This window comes from Streptomyces antibioticus, assembly GCF_002019855.1.
GTDB classification, from domain to species: domain Bacteria; phylum Actinomycetota; class Actinomycetes; order Streptomycetales; family Streptomycetaceae; genus Streptomyces; species Streptomyces antibioticus_B.
In genome coordinates this window covers 278,736-297,122 of the sequence record NZ_CM007717.1, presented here as the reverse complement: position 1 = coordinate 297,122, position 18,387 = coordinate 278,736, and the positions used below count along the sequence as shown (strand labels likewise).

At 72.4% G+C, this 18,387-nt stretch carries 19 protein-coding genes; 12 read left to right on the top strand and 7 right to left on the bottom strand.

Annotated elements, in window-relative coordinates; all coding sequences use genetic code 11:
- The first annotated feature begins 43 nt into the window (after positions 1-43).
- From AFM16_RS01390 to mgrA, 3 genes are all read left to right on the top strand, one after another.
- On the top strand, positions 44-955 hold the full coding sequence (locus AFM16_RS01390) for a carbohydrate kinase family protein (RefSeq protein ID WP_078631786.1): 912 nt from the start codon (positions 44-46) through the stop codon (positions 953-955).
- A gap of 83 nt (positions 956-1,038) precedes the next feature.
- Complete coding sequence (locus AFM16_RS01385) at positions 1,039-1,224, top strand: DUF8636 domain-containing protein (RefSeq protein ID WP_030788965.1); 186 nt, start codon at positions 1,039-1,041, stop codon at positions 1,222-1,224.
- Between the two features lie 89 nt (positions 1,225-1,313).
- Positions 1,314-2,357 carry an L-glyceraldehyde 3-phosphate reductase gene (gene mgrA, locus AFM16_RS01380; RefSeq protein WP_078631784.1) on the top strand — a complete coding sequence of 348 codons (1,044 nt, stop codon included), beginning with the start codon at positions 1,314-1,316 and terminating at the stop codon, positions 2,355-2,357.
- Between the two features lie 12 nt (positions 2,358-2,369).
- Here the strand turns inward: mgrA and AFM16_RS01375 are convergent, their stop codons facing one another.
- Genes AFM16_RS01375 through AFM16_RS01360 form a run of 4 tightly spaced genes read right to left on the bottom strand, consistent with a single transcriptional unit; the run spans position 2,370 to position 7,195 of the window.
- Positions 2,370-3,506: an XdhC family protein gene (locus tag AFM16_RS01375; RefSeq protein ID WP_078631782.1), complete on the bottom strand. Its 1,137-nt coding sequence runs from the start codon at positions 3,504-3,506 to the stop codon at positions 2,370-2,372.
- On the bottom strand, positions 3,499-5,625 hold the full coding sequence (locus tag AFM16_RS01370) for a xanthine dehydrogenase family protein molybdopterin-binding subunit (protein WP_078631780.1): 2,127 nt from the start codon (positions 5,623-5,625) through the stop codon (positions 3,499-3,501). The genes AFM16_RS01375 and AFM16_RS01370 overlap by 8 nt, the downstream gene beginning before the upstream one ends.
- Entirely contained in the window at positions 5,622-6,614 is a 993-nt protein-coding gene (locus tag AFM16_RS01365) for an FAD binding domain-containing protein (protein WP_078631778.1), read from the bottom strand. The genes AFM16_RS01370 and AFM16_RS01365 overlap by 4 nt, the downstream gene beginning before the upstream one ends.
- Entirely contained in the window at positions 6,611-7,195 is a 585-nt protein-coding gene (locus AFM16_RS01360; RefSeq protein ID WP_078631777.1) for a (2Fe-2S)-binding protein, read from the bottom strand. The genes AFM16_RS01365 and AFM16_RS01360 overlap by 4 nt, the downstream gene beginning before the upstream one ends.
- Before the next feature lie 198 nt (positions 7,196-7,393).
- Here AFM16_RS01360 and AFM16_RS01355 point away from each other — a divergent pair, with 198 nt between their 5' ends.
- Positions 7,394-7,978, top strand: coding sequence for a TetR/AcrR family transcriptional regulator (locus AFM16_RS01355; protein WP_078631775.1), 585 nt, complete (start codon positions 7,394-7,396; stop codon positions 7,976-7,978).
- 6 nt (positions 7,979-7,984) lie between these two features.
- Here AFM16_RS01355 and AFM16_RS01350 read toward each other — a convergent pair whose 3' ends face one another.
- Complete coding sequence (locus AFM16_RS01350; RefSeq protein ID WP_078631773.1) at positions 7,985-8,704, bottom strand: GntR family transcriptional regulator; 720 nt, start codon at positions 8,702-8,704, stop codon at positions 7,985-7,987.
- 142 nt (positions 8,705-8,846) lie between these two features.
- On the opposite strand from AFM16_RS01350, the gene AFM16_RS01345 reads away from it, so the two are divergent.
- Genes AFM16_RS01345 through AFM16_RS01325 form a run of 5 tightly spaced genes read left to right on the top strand, consistent with a single transcriptional unit; the run spans position 8,847 to position 14,536 of the window.
- Positions 8,847-9,968 carry an ABC transporter substrate-binding protein gene (locus tag AFM16_RS01345; RefSeq protein WP_078631771.1) on the top strand — a complete coding sequence of 374 codons (1,122 nt, stop codon included), beginning with the start codon at positions 8,847-8,849 and terminating at the stop codon, positions 9,966-9,968.
- Positions 9,965-11,707, top strand: a complete 1,743-nt coding sequence (locus AFM16_RS01340) for an ABC transporter permease (RefSeq protein WP_078631769.1) — start codon at positions 9,965-9,967, stop codon at positions 11,705-11,707. The genes AFM16_RS01345 and AFM16_RS01340 overlap by 4 nt, the downstream gene beginning before the upstream one ends.
- Entirely contained in the window at positions 11,700-12,815 is a 1,116-nt protein-coding gene (locus AFM16_RS01335) for an ABC transporter ATP-binding protein (protein ID WP_078631767.1), read from the top strand. The genes AFM16_RS01340 and AFM16_RS01335 overlap by 8 nt, the downstream gene beginning before the upstream one ends.
- Positions 12,799-14,196 (top strand): acyclic terpene utilization AtuA family protein, encoded by a 1,398-nt coding sequence (locus tag AFM16_RS01330; protein ID WP_078631765.1) that lies wholly within the window; start codon positions 12,799-12,801, stop codon positions 14,194-14,196. The genes AFM16_RS01335 and AFM16_RS01330 overlap by 17 nt, the downstream gene beginning before the upstream one ends.
- Entirely contained in the window at positions 14,189-14,536 is a 348-nt protein-coding gene (locus AFM16_RS01325; RefSeq protein WP_078631763.1) for a DUF4387 domain-containing protein, read from the top strand. The genes AFM16_RS01330 and AFM16_RS01325 overlap by 8 nt, the downstream gene beginning before the upstream one ends.
- Positions 14,537-14,588: 52 nt before the next feature.
- Here the strand turns inward: AFM16_RS01325 and AFM16_RS01320 are convergent, their stop codons facing one another.
- Positions 14,589-15,566, bottom strand: coding sequence for a phosphoglycerate dehydrogenase (locus AFM16_RS01320; protein ID WP_245177594.1), 978 nt, complete (start codon positions 15,564-15,566; stop codon positions 14,589-14,591).
- A complete protein-coding gene (locus tag AFM16_RS01315; RefSeq protein WP_078631761.1) occupies positions 15,563-16,672 on the bottom strand; it encodes a tartrate dehydrogenase in 1,110 nt (369 codons plus the stop codon). Before AFM16_RS01315 ends, AFM16_RS01320 begins: the two co-directional genes overlap by 4 nt.
- A 150-nt stretch (positions 16,673-16,822) precedes the next feature.
- On the opposite strand from AFM16_RS01315, the gene AFM16_RS39780 reads away from it, so the two are divergent.
- The 3 genes from AFM16_RS39780 (at position 16,823) to AFM16_RS01305 (ending at position 18,272) form a co-directional block, all read left to right on the top strand.
- Positions 16,823-16,951: a helix-turn-helix domain-containing protein gene (locus AFM16_RS39780; RefSeq protein ID WP_245177593.1), complete on the top strand. Its 129-nt coding sequence runs from the start codon at positions 16,823-16,825 to the stop codon at positions 16,949-16,951.
- 42 nt (positions 16,952-16,993) lie between these two features.
- On the top strand, positions 16,994-17,731 hold the full coding sequence (locus AFM16_RS01310) for a LysR substrate-binding domain-containing protein (protein WP_245177592.1): 738 nt from the start codon (positions 16,994-16,996) through the stop codon (positions 17,729-17,731).
- 100 nt (positions 17,732-17,831) lie between these two features.
- Entirely contained in the window at positions 17,832-18,272 is a 441-nt protein-coding gene (locus tag AFM16_RS01305; RefSeq protein WP_107419002.1) for a hypothetical protein, read from the top strand.
- Positions 18,273-18,387: the final 115 nt, after the last annotated feature.

The window sequence follows — 18,387 nt, the reverse complement described above, 5'->3', positions numbered from 1 at the left end:
TCGCGGCCCCGGTGTCCGTCGTCCCTCCGAAAGGATCGTTCGCGTGATCGTCGTCGCCGGTGAGGCCCTCATCGATCTGGTGCCACAAGAACCCGGGGCCCTCGCGCCCCTGCGGCCCGCCCGGGGCGGCGGCCCCTACAACACCGCCGTCGCCCTCGCCCGCCTCGGCTCCCGCACCGCCTTCTGCTCCCGCCTGTCCACCGACACCTACGGCCAGGCCCTCCTCGACGGCCTCCACACCGCCGGCGTCGAGACCACGACCGTCCAGCGCGGCCCCGAACCCACCCCCCTCGCCCTCGCCACCCTCGACGACGACGGCTCCGCCGCCTACACCTTCCACGTCGAAGGCACCGCCGACCGCCTCTTCACCACCCCCACCACCCTGCCGAAGGACACCCTCGCCGTCTCCTTCGGCACCTGCTCCCTCGTCCTCGAACCCGGCGCCAGCGCCTACGAGGAACTCCTCCACCACAGCGCCGCACAGGGCCTGTTCACCGCCCTCGACCCCAACATCCGGCCCGGCCTGATCCCCGACCCCGACGCCTACCGGGCCCGCTTCCGCACCTGGCTGCCCTCCGTCACCCTCCTCAAGCTCTCCCAGGAGGACGCCACCTGGCTCGGCGGCACCCCACAGGAATGGCTCGCCGCAGGCCCCTCCGCCGTCGTCATCACCCAGGGCGCCGACGGACTCACCGCCTTCACCCGCGACGGAGGCGTGCATGTGACGCCCGGCGAGAAGGTGGACGTCGTCGACACCATCGGCGCCGGCGACACCGTCAACGCCGCACTGCTCCACGGACTCGCCGCGCGCGACGCACTGTCCGCACAGGCCGTCGGGGAGATGGGCCCCGGCGACTGGCGGAGCCTGCTGCGCTTCGCCGCCCGCGCGGCCGCCGTCACCTGCTCCCGCGCGGGAGCCGAACCGCCCTACGCCGCCGAACTCGACACCCTCTGACCATGGTGTCGGCCGAGGGAAATTCCGCCCAGGGCGGATCTTCGGCTGGCTTGGAGACGGTGTCGGTGGGGAGAATGCCCGCCATGAGCAACGAGACGAAGCGCTACGGACTCCTGTGGACCGACCCGGACGGCACCCCGCAGGCGTCCGCCGCCGGCTACGACAAGCGCGCCGCGAAGTTCCGCCGCGCCGAACTGGAGGCCGTCGGCTGCACGAGCATCGAGATCGTGCAGGTGAGATACGGCGAGCTGCCGGAGCCTGCGGTGTGAGACCGGGCGCGGCAGGTCGGTTGGACGCGGAGGGGTCCGGCTGAGACCGTGGTCGTTTCGATCGACTCACGTCACAGTGGAGACACCTGATGAATTACGTCGCGGCCCCCGATCGCTACGACGGCAGCATGCTGTACCGGCGCACGGGACGGTCCGGGCTCGACCTGCCCGTGCTGTCCCTGGGCTACTGGCACAACTTCGGGGACGACCGGCCGTTCGAGACGCAGCGGGAGATCGCCCTGCGCGCCTTCGACCTCGGGATCACCCACCACGACCTGGCCAACAACTACGGGCCGCCCTACGGCTCCGCCGAGATCAACTTCGGCAGGCTGCTGCGCCAGGACCTGGCCCCCTACCGGGACGAGCTGATCGTCTCGACCAAGGCCGGCTGGGACATGTGGCCCGGCCCCTACGGCCAGGGCGGCGGTTCTCGCAAGTACGTGCTCGCCTCCCTCGACCAGTCGCTGAAGCGCATGGGGCTCGACTACGTCGACATCTTCTACTCCCACCGGCTGGACGCCTCCACGCCGCTGGAGGAGACGATGACGGCCCTGGACACCGCCGTGCGCCAGGGCAAGGCCCTGTACGTGGGCATCTCCTCCTACGACGCGGAGCGCACCCGCCAGGCCGCGGCCATCCTGCGCGACCTCGGCACACCGCTGCTCATCCACCAGCCGTCGTACAACATGCTCAACCGGTGGATCGAGACGGAGGGCCTGCTCGACGTCGCGGAGGAGGAGGGCTTCGGGGTGATCGGGTTCACCGCGCTCGCCCAGGGCCTGCTCACCGGCCGCTATCTCGACGGTGTGCCGAAGGACTCGCGGGCCGCGCAGGACAAGTCCTTCGACACGGGCTGGCTCACCGACGACACCCTGGGGCGGCTGCGGGCCCTGAACGGGATCGCGGAGCGCCGCGGCCAGACCCTGGCGCAGATGGCCCTCGCCTGGGCGCTGCGGGACGAGCGGGTCACCTCCCTGGTGATCGGCGCCTCGCGTGCCGAACAGGTCGAGCAGAACGTGGCGGCGCTGACGAACCTCTCCTTCACCGCCGAGGAAATCGCCGAGATCGACAAGTACGCGGTGGAGGGCGGCGTCGACCTGTGGCGGCAGGCCCGCACCGGCGAGCTGGGCTGACCGGTCCCGTCCTCAGGCGGAGCGGCGCCGCTGGTGGACGGAGTGATGGATGGGCCTGCCCGAGCCGGTCAGCGGCAGGCCCGTCCCGCCGCGGCGGGCGGCGACGATCTCCGCCGTGATCGACAGGGCGGTCTCCTCCGGTGTACGGCCCCCGAGGTCCAGGCCGATGGGTGACCTCAGCCGCGCCAACTCGTGCTCCTCCAGGCCGATCTCGCGCAGTCGCCGGTCCCGGTCGGCGTGGGTGCGGTGCGAGCCCATCGCGCCGACGAACGCCAGCGGCAGCCGCAGCGCGACCTCCAGGAGCGGCACGTCGAACTTGGCGTCGTGGGTGAGCACGCACACCACCGTGCGCGCGTCGGTCCTGGTGCTGCGCAGATAGCGGTGCGGCCAGTCCACGACGACCTCGTCGGCCTCGGGGAAGCGCTCCGGGGTGGTGAAGACGGGCCGCGCGTCGCACACGGTGACGTGATGGCCGAGGAACTTCCCGGCCCGCACGAGGGCCGCCGCGAAGTCGACGGCACCGAACACGATCATCCGGGGCGGCGGCACGCTCGTCTCCACCAGCAGGGTGAGCCCTTCCGGGCAGTGCGAGCCGTCCGGCGACAGCTCGACCGTGCCGGTGCGGCCCGTGTCCAGCGCGGCGAGGGCCTCCGCGGCGGCGGTGCGGTCGAGGTCCTCGTGGCCGCCGAGCCCGCCCTCGCGGGAGCCGTCGGCACGCACGAGAAGCATCCCGCCGAGCAGTTCCCCGGGGCCCTGGACGACCCGGACGAGGGCGACGGGCTCGCCCCGCGCCGAAGTGTCCAGGGCGGAGCGCAGCAGCGCGCCGACCGGGCCGTCCGCCGGCACCGGGGTGACCAGGACATCGAGGACCCCGCCGCAGGTCAGCCCCACGGCGAAGGCGTCGTCGTCGCTGTAGCCGAAGCGTTCCAGCACGCTGCCGCCGGTCTTGAGCGCCTCCTCGCACAGGTCGTAGACCGACGCCTCCACACAGCCGCCGGACACCGACCCGATGACGGCACCCGCCCCGTCGACCGCGAGGGCGGCGCCCGGTCCGCGCGGCGCGCTGCCGCCGACGGACACGACGGTCGCCACGGCGACCTCCCGGCCCTCGGCCAGCCAGTCGCCCAGCCGCGGCCCCAGATCAAGCATCGTGGCCGCCCGCCAGCACCCGGTCGGGTCGGATCGGCAGACTGCGGTGGCGCACACCGGTCGCGTGCCAGACGGCGTTGGCGACGGCGGCGGCCGCGCCGACGATGCCGATCTCCCCGATGCCCTTGATGCCCACCGGGTCGTCCGGGTCGTCGTCCTCCACCCAATGGGCCTCCACCCGGGGGACGTCGGCGTGCGTCGCCACGTGGTAGCCCGCCAGGTCCGCACCCACCGGCCCGCCGGATGCCGCGTCGCGTGCGGCCTCCTCGTGCAGGGCCATGGAGATGCCCCAGATCATGCCGCCGGTGAACTGCCCGCGCGCGGTCAGCGGGTTGACGATCCGGCCCGCGGCGAACACCCCGAGCATCCGCCGGACGCGCACCTCGCCGGTCGCGGGGTCGACGGCGACCTCGGCGAACTGGGCGCCGTAGGAGTGCCGTTCCTTCTGCGCCAGGGCGGAGACCGCCGCGGTGGTGTCGGAGCGCACGGTGACGCCCTCGGGCGGGAGGGCGGCGCCGGGCACGAGCCGCTCGCGCAGTTCGGCCGCGGCCGCCATGACGGCCCAGGACCAGGACCGGGTGCCCATGGAGCCGCCCGCGATCATGGCGAATCCGAAGGCGCTGTCGCCGAGGCGTACCCGCACCCGCTCCGGCGGGACGTCCAGGGCGTCGGCGGCGACCAGGGTGAGGGCGGTGCGCGCGCCGGTGCCGATGTCCGCCGCCGCGATCCGCACGGTGAAGCGGCCGTCGGCCTCGGCGGTGATCGCGGCCGTGGACGGGGCGGCGCCGGCGCCGAAGGAGGCCGCCGCGGTGCCGGTGCCGATCAGCCACTGCCCTTCGCGCCGCACCCCGGGCCGGGGATCGCGCCGGTCCCAGCCGAAGCGGCGGGCGCCCTCCGCGAAGCAGGCGCGCAGATTGCGGCCGGCGAAGGGGAGACCGGAGACCGGGCCGCGGTCGGGTTCGTTGCGCAGCCGCAGCTCGATCGGGTCGACGCCGCACGCGTGGGCGAGTTCGTCGAGCGCGGCCTCCAGCGCGAAGGATCCCGGCGCCTCGCCCGGGGCGCGCATCCAGGTGGGGCTGGGGACGTCCAGCGGTACGACGCGGTTCTCGGTGTGGTGGGCGTCGGCGTCGTACATCACCCGGGCCACACCGGCGCTCGGCTCGACGAACTCGTACACGGTGGAGGTGCGGCTGAGCGAGCGGTGGTCGAGGGCGCGCAGCCGGCCGTCGGCGTCCGCGCCGAGCCGGACGCGCTGGATGGTGGGGCTGCGATGGCCGGCCAGCGTGAACATCTGACGCCGGGTCAGGACGACGCGCACCGGACGGCCGACGGTCCTGGCCGCCATCACGGCCGCGACCTGGTGGGCGCGGACACCCTTGCTGCCGAAGCCTCCGCCGACGTGTTCCGAACGCACCCGCACCGAGGCGGGGTCGAGCGCGAAGAGGTTCGCGAGTTCCCCGACGACCCAGGTGGCGCCCTGGTTGGAGTCGACCACGTCGAGCCGGCCGTCCTCCCAGCGGGCGGTGGCCGCGTGGGGCTCCATGGGGTGGTGGTGCTCCTCCGGAGTGGTGTAGACGGCGTCCACCCGGACGGCGGACGCGGCGAGTTCCGCCTCCAGATCGCCCTTGTCCGTCACCGCGGGCATATGGCCGTCCGACGGGTGCGCGTCGGCGTGGTCCTCGGTGAACCCGATGTCGTGAGGGGCCTGTTCGTAGCGGACGACCAGCGACTCGGCCGCCTCGCGGGCCTGTTCGGAGGTCTCGGCGACGATCAGCGCCACCGGCCAGCCCCGGTGCGGCACCTGATCGCTCTGGAAGAGCGCGCAGGTCGGGTCCGGGACGGTGCCCAGCAGGCCGATGTAGTCGGTCTTCAGCGGCGGCGCGTTGCGATGGTCGAGCACGGCGAGGACACCCGGCATGGAGAGGACGGCGTCCGACTCGACGTCCAGGATCCGGCCGCGTGCCACGGTCGACAACACCAGCCAGCCGTGGGCGAGTTCGGGGAAGGGGACCTCGCCCGCGTACCGGGCGGCGCCGGTGACCTTGTCCCGGCCCTCCACCCGGACGTGACCGGTGCCGACGGCGCGGACGGGGGAGAAGGGCGCCCCGGTCGTCGTCATCGCGCGGCCTCCTCGGCGAGTTCGCCGAGCACGGCGACCGTCAGGTTGCGCATCAGGGCCACCTTGAATCCGTTGTCCGACAGGGGCCGGGCCGCGGCCAGTTCGGCGTCGGCGGCGGCCGCGAACGACGCGGCGTCGGCGGGCGCGCCGGTGAGGGTCCGTTCGGCGGCGCGGGCCCGCCAGGGCCGGGAGGCGACCGCGCCGAACGCCAGCCGCACCTCGCGCACGACACCGTCGCGCACCTCCAGCGCGGCGGCGACCGAGCCGACGGCGAACGCGTAGGACGCGCGCTCGCGCACCTTGCGGTAGCGGGACCGGAGGGCGACCGGGGCCGGCGGCAGGCTGACGCTCGTGATCAGCGCGCCAGGGGGCAGGGCCGTCTCGCGCTGCGGGGTGTCGCCGACCGGCAGATAGAACCAGCCGAGCGGCAGCTCACCGGGCCCCTGGGCGGTCTCGTAGTGCACCACCGCGTCCAGGGCGGCCAGTGCGACGGCCATGTCCGAGGGGTGTACGGCCACACAGTGCGCGGACGCGCCGAGGACGGCGTGGTTGCGGTTCTCGCCCTCGATCGCCGGACAACCGGTGCCGGGGGAGCGCTTGTTGCAGGGCCCGGTGGTGTCGGCGAAGTAGGCGCAGCGGGTGCGCTGGAGGAGATTGCCGCCGACGGTGGCCATGTTGCGCAACTGGCCGGAGGCGCCGGCGAGCACCGCCTGCGCCAGCACGGGGTACCGGGAGCGGACCAGAGGATGGGCGGCGAGGTCGCTGTTGGTGACGGTCGCGCCGATCCGCAGGCCGCCGGACGGGGTCGGCTCGATGCGGTCCAGCGGCAGCCGGCGGACGTCGACCAGCCGGGCCGGGCGTTCGACACCGGCCTTCATCAGGTCGACCAGGTTGGTGCCGCCCGCGAGGCAGCGCGCGTCCGGGTCGGAGTCGAGCAGGGCGACGGCTCCGGGCACGTCGTCGGCCCTGCGGTAGTCGAACTCCCTCATGCGACAGGCTCCTTCGCTTCTTCTTCCGGCCGGGCACCCGTGCGCGACGCCGGCCCGGACTCCGCGGCCCGGGTGACGGCCTCGACGATCGAGGGGTACGCGGCGCAGCGGCACAGATTGCCGCTCATGCGCTCCCGGATCTCCTCCGGGGTCAGCGGCGGCGGTCCGGCCGCGGGCCGTACATCGGCGGTGGCGGCGCTGGGCCATCCGGCGGCGTGCTCCGCGAGGGCGCCGATCGCCGAACAGATCTGTCCCGGTGTGCAGTAGCCGCACTGGTAGCCGTCGAGATCGAGGAACGCCTGCTGCACGGGGTGCAGCCGGTCGCCGTCGGCCAGTCCTTCGACGGTGGTGATCTCGCGGTCCTCGGCCGCGACCGCGAACTGGAGACAGGCCACGGTCCTGCGGCCGTCGACCAGCACGGTGCAGGCCCCGCACTGCCCTTGGTCGCAGCCCTTCTTGGTGCCGGTGAGGCCGAGGCGCTCACGGAGCGCGTCGAGCAGGGTGGTGCGGTGGTCGACGGGCAGCGTGTACCGCTCGCCGTTGATGTGCAGGGTGATGACGCTGGACGTCGATAAGGGCATGAACGCTTCTTTCCCGCTTTTCGGGGTTCCGGTTTCCAGCTTTCGGGGTTCCGGTCTCCGGTTCTCGGGCTTCCGGGCATGACCGGGCCGGGGCTATGGTGAACCCAACCGGACAATCGTCCGCTACCGGAAAACGTAACGGACAGTTGTCCGCTTAGCAAGGGTGGGGTTCGGTCACGCACCCCCGAGGAGAGTCGAGTGCAGCACCACAAGGACGCGCCCCTGCGCTCGGACGCCCAACGCAACCGTGAACGCATCCTCGAAGTCGCCGTGGCCGAGCTGACGGCGTGCCCCGACGCCCCGCTCAGCGTGATCGCCAAGAAGGCGGGCGTCGGACAGGGCACCCTCTACCGCAACTTCCCCAACCGTGAGGCGCTCGTCCTGGAGATCTACCGCCACGAGATGCGCCAGGTCGCCGACAGCGCCGCCCAGTTGCTCGACAAGCTGCCGCCGGACCGGGCCCTGCGCGCCTGGATGGACCGGCTGGCCGAGTTCGCCATGACCAAGGCGGGCCTCGCCGACGCGATCCGCCTCGCCACCAGCACGCCGGGGGGCCCGGTGAAGCCGCCCCACACACCCGTCGCCGACGCGGCCGAACTGCTCCTGCGCGCCAACGACGCGGCGGGCACCATCCGGCCCGGCATGACCCCCGACGACCTGATCCTCGCCATCGGCGGCCTGTGGCAGTTGGCCCCCACCGACGACTGGCGCCCCCGCGCCGCCCGCCTCCTCGACCTCGTCATGGACGGCCTGCGCGCCGGCGCCCCGGGGGCCGGCCGGTAGGCGCGGTCAGTCGGAGAAACGGGTCTCGATCCGCGAGGCGTTCGAGACCCGGCTGTGCGCCCTCATCAGCTCCTCGGCCCGGTCCCCGTCACCTGAGGCGATGGCCTCGAAGATGGCGCGGTGCTGCCGGAACCGCTCGTCGACGGCCTCCCGGTCCTCGCCCCGCACCTCGGACAGCACACTGCTCTGCCGCTCGTCCGAACCGAAGGCGTCGACCGTGTTCAGCATCTGCACCAGCGTCGCGTTCCCGCTCGCCCGGTCCACGAGCGCGTGGAAGTGCCGCATCAGCCGCTGGATCTCCAGGACGATCCGCAGCTCCTCGGCGCTGCCCGGAGAGCCGCCGTCCAGCTCGCTCCGCAACGCCTGCGCCTCGTCGAGGCAGGCGGACATCTCTCGCCGCTGCGCCGCGGTCGCCTTCTCCGCGGCCAGCCGGGCGGAGAGGGCCCGCAGCACGTCCTCGATCATGGTGAACTCGCGCAGCTCCTCCTTGCCGAACTTCGCGACGCACACGGACCGGGGCCCCGTCCGCTCGACCAGACGGTCCTGCTCCAGCCGCCGCAGCGCCTCACGGACCGGAGTGGCGCTGATGTTGAGCGACTCGGCCAGCCCCCGCTCGGTGACCTTCTCCCCGCGCTTCAGCGCACCGCTGACGATGGCCTCGCGGATCGCCGTGTACGCCTGATCGCCGAGGGTCACCGGTGACGGGAGATGGGGGAGCCGACTCATGCCGGGATGGTATTTGCTACAGCACGACGGGTCAACGCTCACGGGCAGCGCCCGGCAGGATCCCTGCGCAACCTGTTGACAAACATGCTGTAGCAAATAACCTCCTTCCACTGCTCCTGCTATAGCAAATAGTGGAGGATCGATGACGATCTCACTCTCCAGAGCCGGCGCGCTGGCAGCGGCCTGCGCGGTGGTCCTCACCGCGTGCGGCGGCTCCACCGGGACGTCCGGGCCGACCGCACCGACCCCGTCGGTCGACGTCGGCCGGGCCTCGCCGGTGACCCCGCTCGACGCGGCGACCGTCGCCCGCGCCGAGAAGCAGGGCTCGGTCCTCCTCTACACCAACGCCGACGCCGACCAGACGGCCCCGCTGGCCAAGGCGTTCGAGGCGAAGTACCCCCGCATCGACGTCCGCGTGCTCAACATGAACGACCCGCAGACCTTCCAGCGCTATGCCACCGAGACCGCCACCGGCGTGCGCACCGCCGACGTCGTCATGGCCACCGACGCCGTCGGCATGCTCACCTTCGTCCGCGACGGCAACGTCCTCGACTACGACGACCCCAACCTCCGCCACCTCCCCGCCTACGCGCGGCTCGCCCCCGGTGTGGTCGCCATGTCCGAGGACCCCCTCGTCGCCGTCTACAACACCGCACTGATCCCCAAGGACAGGCAGCCGGGGGACCTCACCTCCCTCGCCGAGCTGTCGACGTCCCTCAAGGGCAAGGTCGCGACCACGGACATCAGCAATCCCATCGCCTTCGGAGCCGTCAGCAACTACACCTCCCGGCAGGGTGAGTCGGGATGGCGGAACCTCGAAACCCTGGGCCGCACCAGCGGAGTCGAGTCCGGCAACGGCAACCTGATGCAGAAACTCGCCCAAGGCCAGTACCAGGCGGCCTACTTCGTGGCCGGCTCGGTCCGGGCCCTGATCGAGAGCGAGGAGGCGGCGCAACTCCTCGACTACACCTACCTGAAGGACGCGACACCCCTCCTCCCACGAGCCGTCGCCGTCACCGCCGAGGCCGCCTCCCCGGACGCCGGCAAGCTCTTCGTGAACTTCCTGCTGTCGGTCGAGGGCCAAGAGGCCGCCTGCGAGGGCGGGTTCACCCCCTACCGCGACGGCGTCGACTGCGCCTACGGGCTCCCGGCGGTCGAAGCCGTCGTAGGCGCGGGGAACCTGCATCCGGCCGGATACCTCGACGACATCGTGACGAAGCAGCCGGAGATCGTCGCACGCTGGAACAAGGCGTACGACCGATGAGCGTCACCCCGCTGCGGCCACCGCCCCGTACTCCCGCGCCACCGCCCCGGCCGCCCCGCCGACGGGTGTTCTCCACGAACGCGAGCCACTACCTCCTGTGGGCCCTGGCCCTCCTGGTCATCGTCGGCCCGCTCGTCCCGGTGGTGGCCGCCTCCCTGTGGTCCACCCCGCTGTACGCCTCCGGCGGCCGTCCGACCTGGGACAACTTCCACACCCTGGTCACCGACCCCGACTGGTGGACCGCCGTGGCCAACTCGGTCCTCTTCGCCGCCCTCAACACCGCCGGATCCCTTCTGGTCGGCGTCACCTGCGCGGTGCTCCTGACCCGCACGAACATACCGGGACGCCGCGTCCTGACGACCCTGCTGTTGATCCCGATCGCCCTGCCGGGCCTCGTCCTCGTCATCGGATGGGCCGCCATGTGGACGCCGGCGGGATTCGCGTCGTCCTGGCTGACGACGCACACCTTCCTCGCCATGCCCGTCGACCTCTACAGCATCCCCGGAATGGCCCTGGTCGCGATGGGCGTCGCGGCTCCGACGATCTTCCTGCTCTGCCGGGGCACCCTGCTGGCCGTCGACCCCGCCCTGGAGGACGCCGCCCGCACGCTCGGCGCAGGGCCGCTGCGCAGCCTGGTCTCCGTCAGCCTGCCGCTGCTGCGTCCGGCGATCACCAACGCCGCCCTGCTCGTCTTCGCCCTGTCGATGGAGGTCCTCGGCCTCCCCCTCATCCTGGGCTTCTCGAACAAGATCAGCCTGATCTCCACCTACCTCTACGACCACTGGGTCAACGCGTCGCAGCAAGGCTTGGTGTCCGCGGGCGCCGTGTTCCTGCTGGTCGCCGTCTCCGGACTGCTCCTGCTGCGCAACCGGCTGGTGGGGGACACCGCCCGGTTCACCACGACCACCGGGAAACCCACCGGCGTGCGGATCCTCACCCTCGGTCCCTCGCGCTGGCTCCTCGCGGCCGGGATCGCGCTGTATCTGCTGATCTCCGTGGCCGTCCCGCTGGCCGGTGTCGTGATGACGGCGTTCACCTCGATCCTGTCCCCGTTCGTCTCCCCGTGGAGCGTGCTGACGCTCGACAACTTCAACGCCGTGTTCGACAACCCGCTCTACACCGACTCGATCGTCAACAGCCTTCTCATCGCGGGGATCGGGGGCGCCCTGACAACCGTGGCCATCGCCGTCCTGTCCGTGATCGCGCACCGGTCCCGGTTCCGGTTCCGGGGGTCGCTCCAGCAGGGCATGATGTGGCCCCGCATGATGCCGGCGCTGGTCACCGGCATGGCGTTCTTCTGGAGCTTCGCGCTGCTCGACCGCTCCGGCGCCGTCCGCGCCAGCCTGTGGGGCATCGGCATCGCGTTCGCCGTGCGCAGTCTCGCCCTCGGCTACAGCGCCTTCTACCCGGCGCTCGCCGGTATCGGCGCCGACCTCGACAAGGCCGCCCGCACCTCGGGCGCCACCTGGTGGACGGCGATGCGCACCGTCGTACTGCGCCTGGTGGCACCCGCGATGGGCGCGTCGTTCGTGCTGCTCTTCGTGGCCATGCTCAACGACGCCGAACCCGCCGTCTTCCTCGTCACCGACAGGACACCCGTCCTCGGCCTCACCATGCTGCAACTCGCGGCGACAAGCATCGGCGGCAGTGTCGCCGCCCTGGGAGTCATCCAGATGGTCATCACCCTGGTCGTCCTCGGCGCCGGACGCGCCCTGCTGGGGGTGCGCCCCCGTGCCTAGCCTCCACCTCGACGGAATCAGCAAGTCGTTCGCCCGGCGCACCGTGCTCCACGATCTCTCCCTGACGGTCCACGACGGCGAGATCTTCACGCTCCTGGGGCCCAGCGGCTGCGGCAAGTCCACCACCCTGTGGTCCATCGCGGGACTGCACGCCCCCGACTCGGGCAGCATCGCCTTCGGCGACCGCGTCGTCTTCGACCACGGCCGCACGAACGTCGAGCCCGAACACCGCAACTGCGGCGTCGTGTTCCAGTCCTACGCGATCTGGCCGCACCTGTCCGTCGCGGACAACGTCGGCTACCCCCTCAAGCTCCGCAGGACCCCCAAGGCCCGACGCGAGCACCGGGTACGCGAAGTCCTCGACCTGGTCGAACTCGGCGACCACGCCCGCAGCTACCCGCACCAGCTCTCCGGCGGCCAGCAGCAGCGCGTCGCCATGGCCCGCGCCCTCGCCCACCCGCCCGACCTGCTGCTCCTGGACGAACCCTTCTCCAACCTGGACGCCAAACTCAGGGACCGCTCCCGCCAATGGCTCAAGGTGCTCCAGGCCCAGGTCGGCGTCACCACCGTCTTCGTCACCCACGACCAGGACGAGGCACTGTCCTTCAGCGACCGCATCGCCGTGATGAACCACGGCAGGGTGCACCAGGTCGGCACCCCGCAGGAGATCTACGAGCACCCCGCCGACCTGTTCACGGCCGGCTTCGTCGGCACCGCCAACATCCTCGCCGCCACCGTCACCCGAGCCGACGGCGACCACGCGCAGGTGCATGTCGAGGGCATCGGCGAACCGCTGACCGTCCGGCACACCGGCACACGGCCGGGCCCCGTGAAGATCTGCGTCCGCCCGGAGAACATCACCCTGCACCGCGGCGGCACCACCGACCCGCCACCGCCGGGCGCGGTCACCGCCAAGGTCGAGAACCGCGCCTACCTCGGCGACCACCACCGCTACCTCATCCGCATCGGCGGCACCCCCGTCGTGGTCACCACCACCCGCCCCGTCACCGACGGCGAGATCGTCGTCAGCCTCCCCGCCGACGACCTCCGGATCTTCCCGCACCCGACCGACCCCACCGAGGAGACCCCGCATGCCCCCGTCCCGTGACACGGCCACCCGTGTCGGAGTCCTGACCCCCGCCGGCATGCTCGGCGCCGGCTTCACCCCCGAGTCCGTCGAACGCGGCCTGGCCCTCGGCCCGGACGTCATCGCGATCGACGGCGGCTCCACCGACTCCGGCCCCTACTACCTCGGCGCCGGCCTGCCGAAGACCACGGCGGCGGCGGTCCGCCGCGACCTGCGCATCCTCCTCAAGGCGGCCGCCCGGGCGGACATCCCGCTCGTCGTCGGCTCCTGCGGCACCAGCGGCACCGACTCCGGCGTCGACTGGGTCGCGGGACTCGCCGAGGACGTCATGGCCGAGGAAGGACTCGACCTGCGGATCGCCCGCGTCTACAGCGAGCAGGACACCGCCGTCCTCAAGGAACACCTCGACGCGGGCCGCATCCACCCCCTCGCCCCGCACGGACCGCTCAGCCCGGAGACCCTGGAGAGCTGCACCCACGTCGTCGGCATGATGGGCCACGAACCCCTCGCCGACGCCCTCCGCGCCGGCGCCCAGGTCGTCCTCGCCGGCCGCGCCACCGACACCGCCCTCGCCGCCGTCGTCCCCCTGATGCGCGGCATGCCGGCCGGACCCGCCTGGCACGCCGCCAAGATCGTCGAATGCGGCGGACAGGCCACCACCGACCCCCGCCTCGGCGGCGTCTTCGCCACCATCGACCACGACGGCTTCGTCATCGAACCCCTCGACCCCGACAACGTCTGCACCCCCCTCTCGGTCGCCGCCCACATGCTCTACGAGACCGCCGACCCCCACCGGATGCGGGAACCCGCCGGCACCCTCGACGTCACCGACGCCACCTACACCGCCCTCGACCACCGCCGCGTCCGCGTCGAGGGATCCCGCTTCGAACCGGCCGACCAGCACACCATCAAACTCGAAGGCGCCCGCGTCACCGGCTACCAGACCGTCTCCTTCACCGGCATCCGCGACCCGCACATCACCGCCCACATCGAGGAATGGGCGACCGGTCTGCGCGCCGTCCTCACCGACCGCGTCCGCCAGACCCTCGCGCTGAACGACGACGACTACGGCCTCGACATCCGCCTCTACGGCCACAACGCCGTCCTCGACGACATCGAACCCGACCCCACCCCGCCCCGGGAGGTCGGCGTCATGCTCGTCGTCAACGCCCCCGCGCAGAGCACCGCCACCGCGATCGCCAAGGTCGCCAACCCCCTGATGCTGCACCTCCCGCTCCCCGACATGCCCTACCTGCCCAGCCTCGCCTTCGCCACCTCCCCGGCGGAGACGGAACGGGGAGCGGCCTACGAGTTCGTCCTGAACCACGCCGTCGACGTCGACGACCCCGCCGCCCTGTTCCGCACCGAGCACTCCCACCCCCGCGAGGCCACCCATGCCTGAACCCACCGCCACCCCGCCCCTGCTCGGCGACTTCGCGGTCGAGATCCGCTCCAAGAACGCCGGCCCCTTCTGGGTCACCCTGGAGACCTTCATGAAGGACGGCACCGGATACACCATCGCCGCCGACGACACCTACCTCAACGAGCGGGTGATCGCCGGCCTCTACAAGGTCGACCCCGCGCAGGTCCGGATCTTCCGCATCCCCGCGCTGAACGTCGTGAAGATCTCCTTCCCGCGCCCCGTCGCCCAGGCGAGCCTCCGCGACCGTGACATCCACGCCGGGCAGCACCACGTCCCCCTGGCCACCCTGCCGGTGCCCCAACGGCACCTGTCCGTCTGACCGTTCGTGGTCCGTCCCGGCCTCGGCACGCCCAAGGCCGGGCTTCGGCCTGTCAGTTGACGGCGAACCTCGGCCGCCCCCGCAACGAGGCCACCAGCTCCTCCGCACCCGCGAGCCCCGACGCCCGCCGTGCCTGCGCCGTCTGACCCGCGAGATGCGAGTAGACGGTGATGCCCCGGACGCCGCGCAGCGGACTCTCCGGGGGCAGGGGCTCACGCGTCACGACGTCGAGCGCCGCCCCCGCGATCGCGCCCGACCGCACGGCGTCCGCGAGCGCCTGCTCGTCTACGATCGCCCCGCGCGCGGTGTTGATCAGCAGGGCCGTCCTCTTCATCCGCGCGAAGGCCCCGGCATCGAACAGCCCGCGTGTCCTGTCGGTCAGGGCACAGTGGATCGAGACGTAGTCCGACCGCGCGAGCAGCTCGGGGAGGGCCACGAAACGGACCGAGGAGTCGTCCCGCAGCTCCTCGGGCACCCCGGTGGCGCACACCACCTCCATACCGAAGGCACGGGCGAGCGGGACGACCGCGCGGGCGGTGGCGCCGTAGCCGACCAAACCCAGTGTGGCGCCCCGCAGTTCGTGCCCGTCCTCGCGCGGCCAGGCCCCCGCGGCCACGCCCGTGGCGCTCTCGACCAGCCGGCGCGCGGACGCGAGCAGCAGGCCGAGCGTGTACTCGGCCACGGCGTTCGCGTTGATCCCGGGCAGGTTGCTCACCCTGATCCCGAGCCGGGCCGCGGCACCGACGTCGATGGAGTCGTAGCCGACACCGGTGCGCACCACGACCTTCAACCGCCCGGCGCGGGCGAGGACATCGGCGGTGAGCGGCTCGTTCGCGACGAGCGCCGCGTCGACGCCTGCGAGCGCCGACACGAGATCCTCCGGGTCGCGCCGCCCGGTCATCGGCGCATGGCGGGTCTCGCATCCGGCCGCCCGCAGATACAGGTCCGTCTCGTCGCCGGGGCGCAGATAGTCGGCGGTGACGAGGACGCGCGGCACGCTCTTCCCCTCGTCGTCACGCGGGTGGCTCACGGGGCGACCCGGCCCGCACCGGCAGGGGCCCCGGCGGTGATCCGCCGCGCGATGGCGGACCCGAGAGCCACCGTCGTGGCGTCGCCGCCGAGATCGGGTGTGCGGACCTCCGGATGCTCCTCCAGGACCGACTCGATCGCGGCCACCACGGCGGCCGCAGCGGCGCTCTCGCCCAGATGCTCCAGCATCATCGCCCCGCTCCAGATCTGCCCGACCGGATCGGCGACGCCCAGCCCCGCGATGTCCGGCGCCGAACCGTGCACGGGCTCGAAGAGGCTCGGGTACCGCCGATCGGGGTTGATGTTCGCGCTCGGGGCCACCCCGATCGTGCCCGTGCAGGCCGGGCCCAGATCGGAGAGGATGTCGCCGAAGAGATTGCTCGCCACCACGACGTCGTACTGCTCGGGCCGGAGCACGAACTTGGCGGCCAGGATGTCGATGTGGTCCTTGTCGGCCCGCACCCGCGGATACCGCAGCGCCATCTCGCCCGCCCGCTCGTCCCAGTAGGGCATGGATATCGAGATGCCGTTGCTCTTGGTCGCCCAGGTCAGCCGGCGACGGGGCCGGGCGTCGGCGAGTTCGAAGGCGTACCGCAGCACCCGGTCGACGCCGACGCGGGTCATCACGGTCTCCTGGAGCACCGTCTCGCGCTCGGTGCCCTCGAAGATGCGTCCGCCGATGCTGGAGTACTCGCCCTCGGTGTTCTCCCGCACCACATAGAAGTCGATGTCGCCCGGACGATGGTCACGCAGGGGACTGCGGACCCCGCGCAGCAGTCGGACCGGCCGCAGATTGACGTACTGGTCGAAGTCGCGGCGCATCCGGAGCAGGCTTCCCCACAGCGACACATGGTCCGGCACGGCCTCGGGCCACCCCACCGCACCGAAGAAGATCGCGTCGAAGCCGCCCAGGACGTCGCGCCAGTCCTCCGGCATCATCCGGCCGTGCCGCACCCAGTAGTCGGCGCTCGCGAAGCCGAACTCCTCGACGTCGAGGGCGAATCCGTAGGTGTCGGCGGCGGCGCGCAGACAGCGCAGCCCCTCGGGCACCACCTCCTTGCCGATACCGTCCCCGGGAATGGCGGCGACGCGGTAACGCTGTGCCACGGCTGGTGCTCCTCGCTCGACGGGCGGAGCACGCCGGTCCGGCCGGCGTGCGCGGCCTCCCACTCTGGGCGGCACGGGGGCCCGTCACAACGGCTGATCAGGCAAGTTACCCTTTCCCTCACGGAAAGCCCCTGGCGGATCGAGGGCCTGATGAAGACGTCCATCGACGACTTGCAGTTCTTCCAGGCCGTCGCGGCCAGTGAGACCCTCACCGCTGCCGCACGCCGGCTCGGCTGCTCCCTCCCCGCGATCAGCAAGCGGCTCAGCGCACTGGAGTAACGCCTCGACGTCCGCCTCGTCCAACGCGGCACCCGGCGCCTCGTGCTCACCTCGGAGGGCGCCCTCTACGCGAGCGGGATCGACGCCATCCTCGACCGGCTCCGCGAACTGGAGGACGTGGTGACCGACGGCTCGGGGGACCTGCGCGGCTCGCTGGTCGTCCAGGCGACCCTCGGCCTCGGCCGCGCGCATGTCGCCCCGCTGCTGGCGGAGTTCGCGGCGCCCCACCCCGCGCTCCAGGTCGTGCTGAACACCTCGGCGCTGCCGTTGCGGCCGCACCGGCGGGAGTTCGACGTCGCCGTCCATGTGGGCGCACCGCCGGATTCCTCGCTGCGGATGCGCCGCCTCGCGGAGAACCGCCGGGTGCCGTGCGCGGCCCCGTCGTACCTCGAACGACACGGCGTTCCCAAGCGAGTCGAGGAACTTGCCGAGCACGACTGCATCGTGCTGCGCGAGAACGAAGGGGACTTCGCCCTCTGGCGGTTCGGGGACGCCGGTGATCCCGTCCAGGTGCGGGTGCGCGGCTCCTTGGCGAGCAACGACGGTGACGTCGTGACCGGTTGGGCGCTGGAGGGGCGCGGTGTGATCATGCGCTCCGAGTGGCAGGTGCGGCCGTACCTCGAACGGGGTGACCTCGTGCGCGTCCTGCCCGAGGTGCCGACTCCGGCCGCCGACATCTACGCCCTGCTGGCGAGCGACGGGCATGTGCCGCGCCGGGTCACGGCGTTGGCCGACCATCTCGCGGCCCGTCTGCCGGGGCGGTTGGGGCTGTCACGGTGAGGCCGCCGGCCGGGAGCCGCACAGGTCGTGCTCCCGAAAGGCTGGGCATGTCGTACGGCCGAACGTGTTTGCACCCCGGGTGAGGGGCAACGCGGAGTCCATGACTGATCCGAGCACCGAATCCAACGAAGCGCGCGCCGCCCGGCGCGCGACCGCATCCGAGGCCGAACGCGCGGTGGAGAGGGCGACGGCCCCCGCCGTACGGGCCGCGAACAGCGCCGCGGACAGGACGGCGGACAAGGCGTCCGACGCCGCGTCGGCCGCGAAGTCCGGGGCCGATCGCGCCGCCGACAAGGCTGAGGGCGCCGCGAACGGCGTGGCCCGCGGCGTCGAGGCGGGCCGCCAGACGCTCGCCGCGACGACCGGTCAGGTCGCCGACACCGCGAAGACGGCCTGGACGGCGATCGCCCAGCGCAAGCTGGTCGCCGCCGGGGTCGGCGCGGGCGTGACCGTACTGACCGCTGCGTCGTACGCGGCGGGCCGTCGCTCCGGCCGGCACGCCCACGGCCCCATCACCCGGCTCACCGGCGGCCGGATCTGACGCTCCGCACGCGCGGTGGGCCGGCGGAGCCGATCACGGCGGACCACCGCGCGGAGCCGGGGGAGTCACCGGGTCATCGGGCGGAGCCGGGTGCGCTACCGTGCGAGGCCGGGTG

Coding starts and splice junctions, on each gene's coding strand:
- AFM16_RS01385 (WP_030788965.1), top strand. CDS start 1,039: ATGAGCAACGAGACGAAGCGCTACGGACTCCTGTGGACCGACCCGGAC.
- mgrA (WP_078631784.1), top strand. CDS start 1,314: ATGAATTACGTCGCGGCCCCCGATCGCTACGACGGCAGCATGCTGTAC.
- AFM16_RS01375 (WP_078631782.1), bottom strand. CDS start 3,506: ATGCTTGATCTGGGGCCGCGGCTGGGCGACTGGCTGGCCGAGGGCCGG.
- AFM16_RS01370 (WP_078631780.1), bottom strand. CDS start 5,625: ATGACGACGACCGGGGCGCCCTTCTCCCCCGTCCGCGCCGTCGGCACC.
- AFM16_RS01365 (WP_078631778.1), bottom strand. CDS start 6,614: ATGAGGGAGTTCGACTACCGCAGGGCCGACGACGTGCCCGGAGCCGTC.
- AFM16_RS01360 (WP_078631777.1), bottom strand. CDS start 7,195: ATGCCCTTATCGACGTCCAGCGTCATCACCCTGCACATCAACGGCGAG.
- AFM16_RS01350 (WP_078631773.1), bottom strand. CDS start 8,704: ATGAGTCGGCTCCCCCATCTCCCGTCACCGGTGACCCTCGGCGATCAG.
- AFM16_RS01345 (WP_078631771.1), top strand. CDS start 8,847: ATGACGATCTCACTCTCCAGAGCCGGCGCGCTGGCAGCGGCCTGCGCG.
- AFM16_RS01340 (WP_078631769.1), top strand. CDS start 9,965: ATGAGCGTCACCCCGCTGCGGCCACCGCCCCGTACTCCCGCGCCACCG.
- AFM16_RS01330 (WP_078631765.1), top strand. CDS start 12,799: ATGCCCCCGTCCCGTGACACGGCCACCCGTGTCGGAGTCCTGACCCCC.
- AFM16_RS01325 (WP_078631763.1), top strand. CDS start 14,189: ATGCCTGAACCCACCGCCACCCCGCCCCTGCTCGGCGACTTCGCGGTC.
- AFM16_RS39780 (WP_245177593.1), top strand. CDS start 16,823: ATGAAGACGTCCATCGACGACTTGCAGTTCTTCCAGGCCGTCGCGGCC.
- AFM16_RS01305 (WP_107419002.1), top strand. CDS start 17,832: ATGACTGATCCGAGCACCGAATCCAACGAAGCGCGCGCCGCCCGGCGC.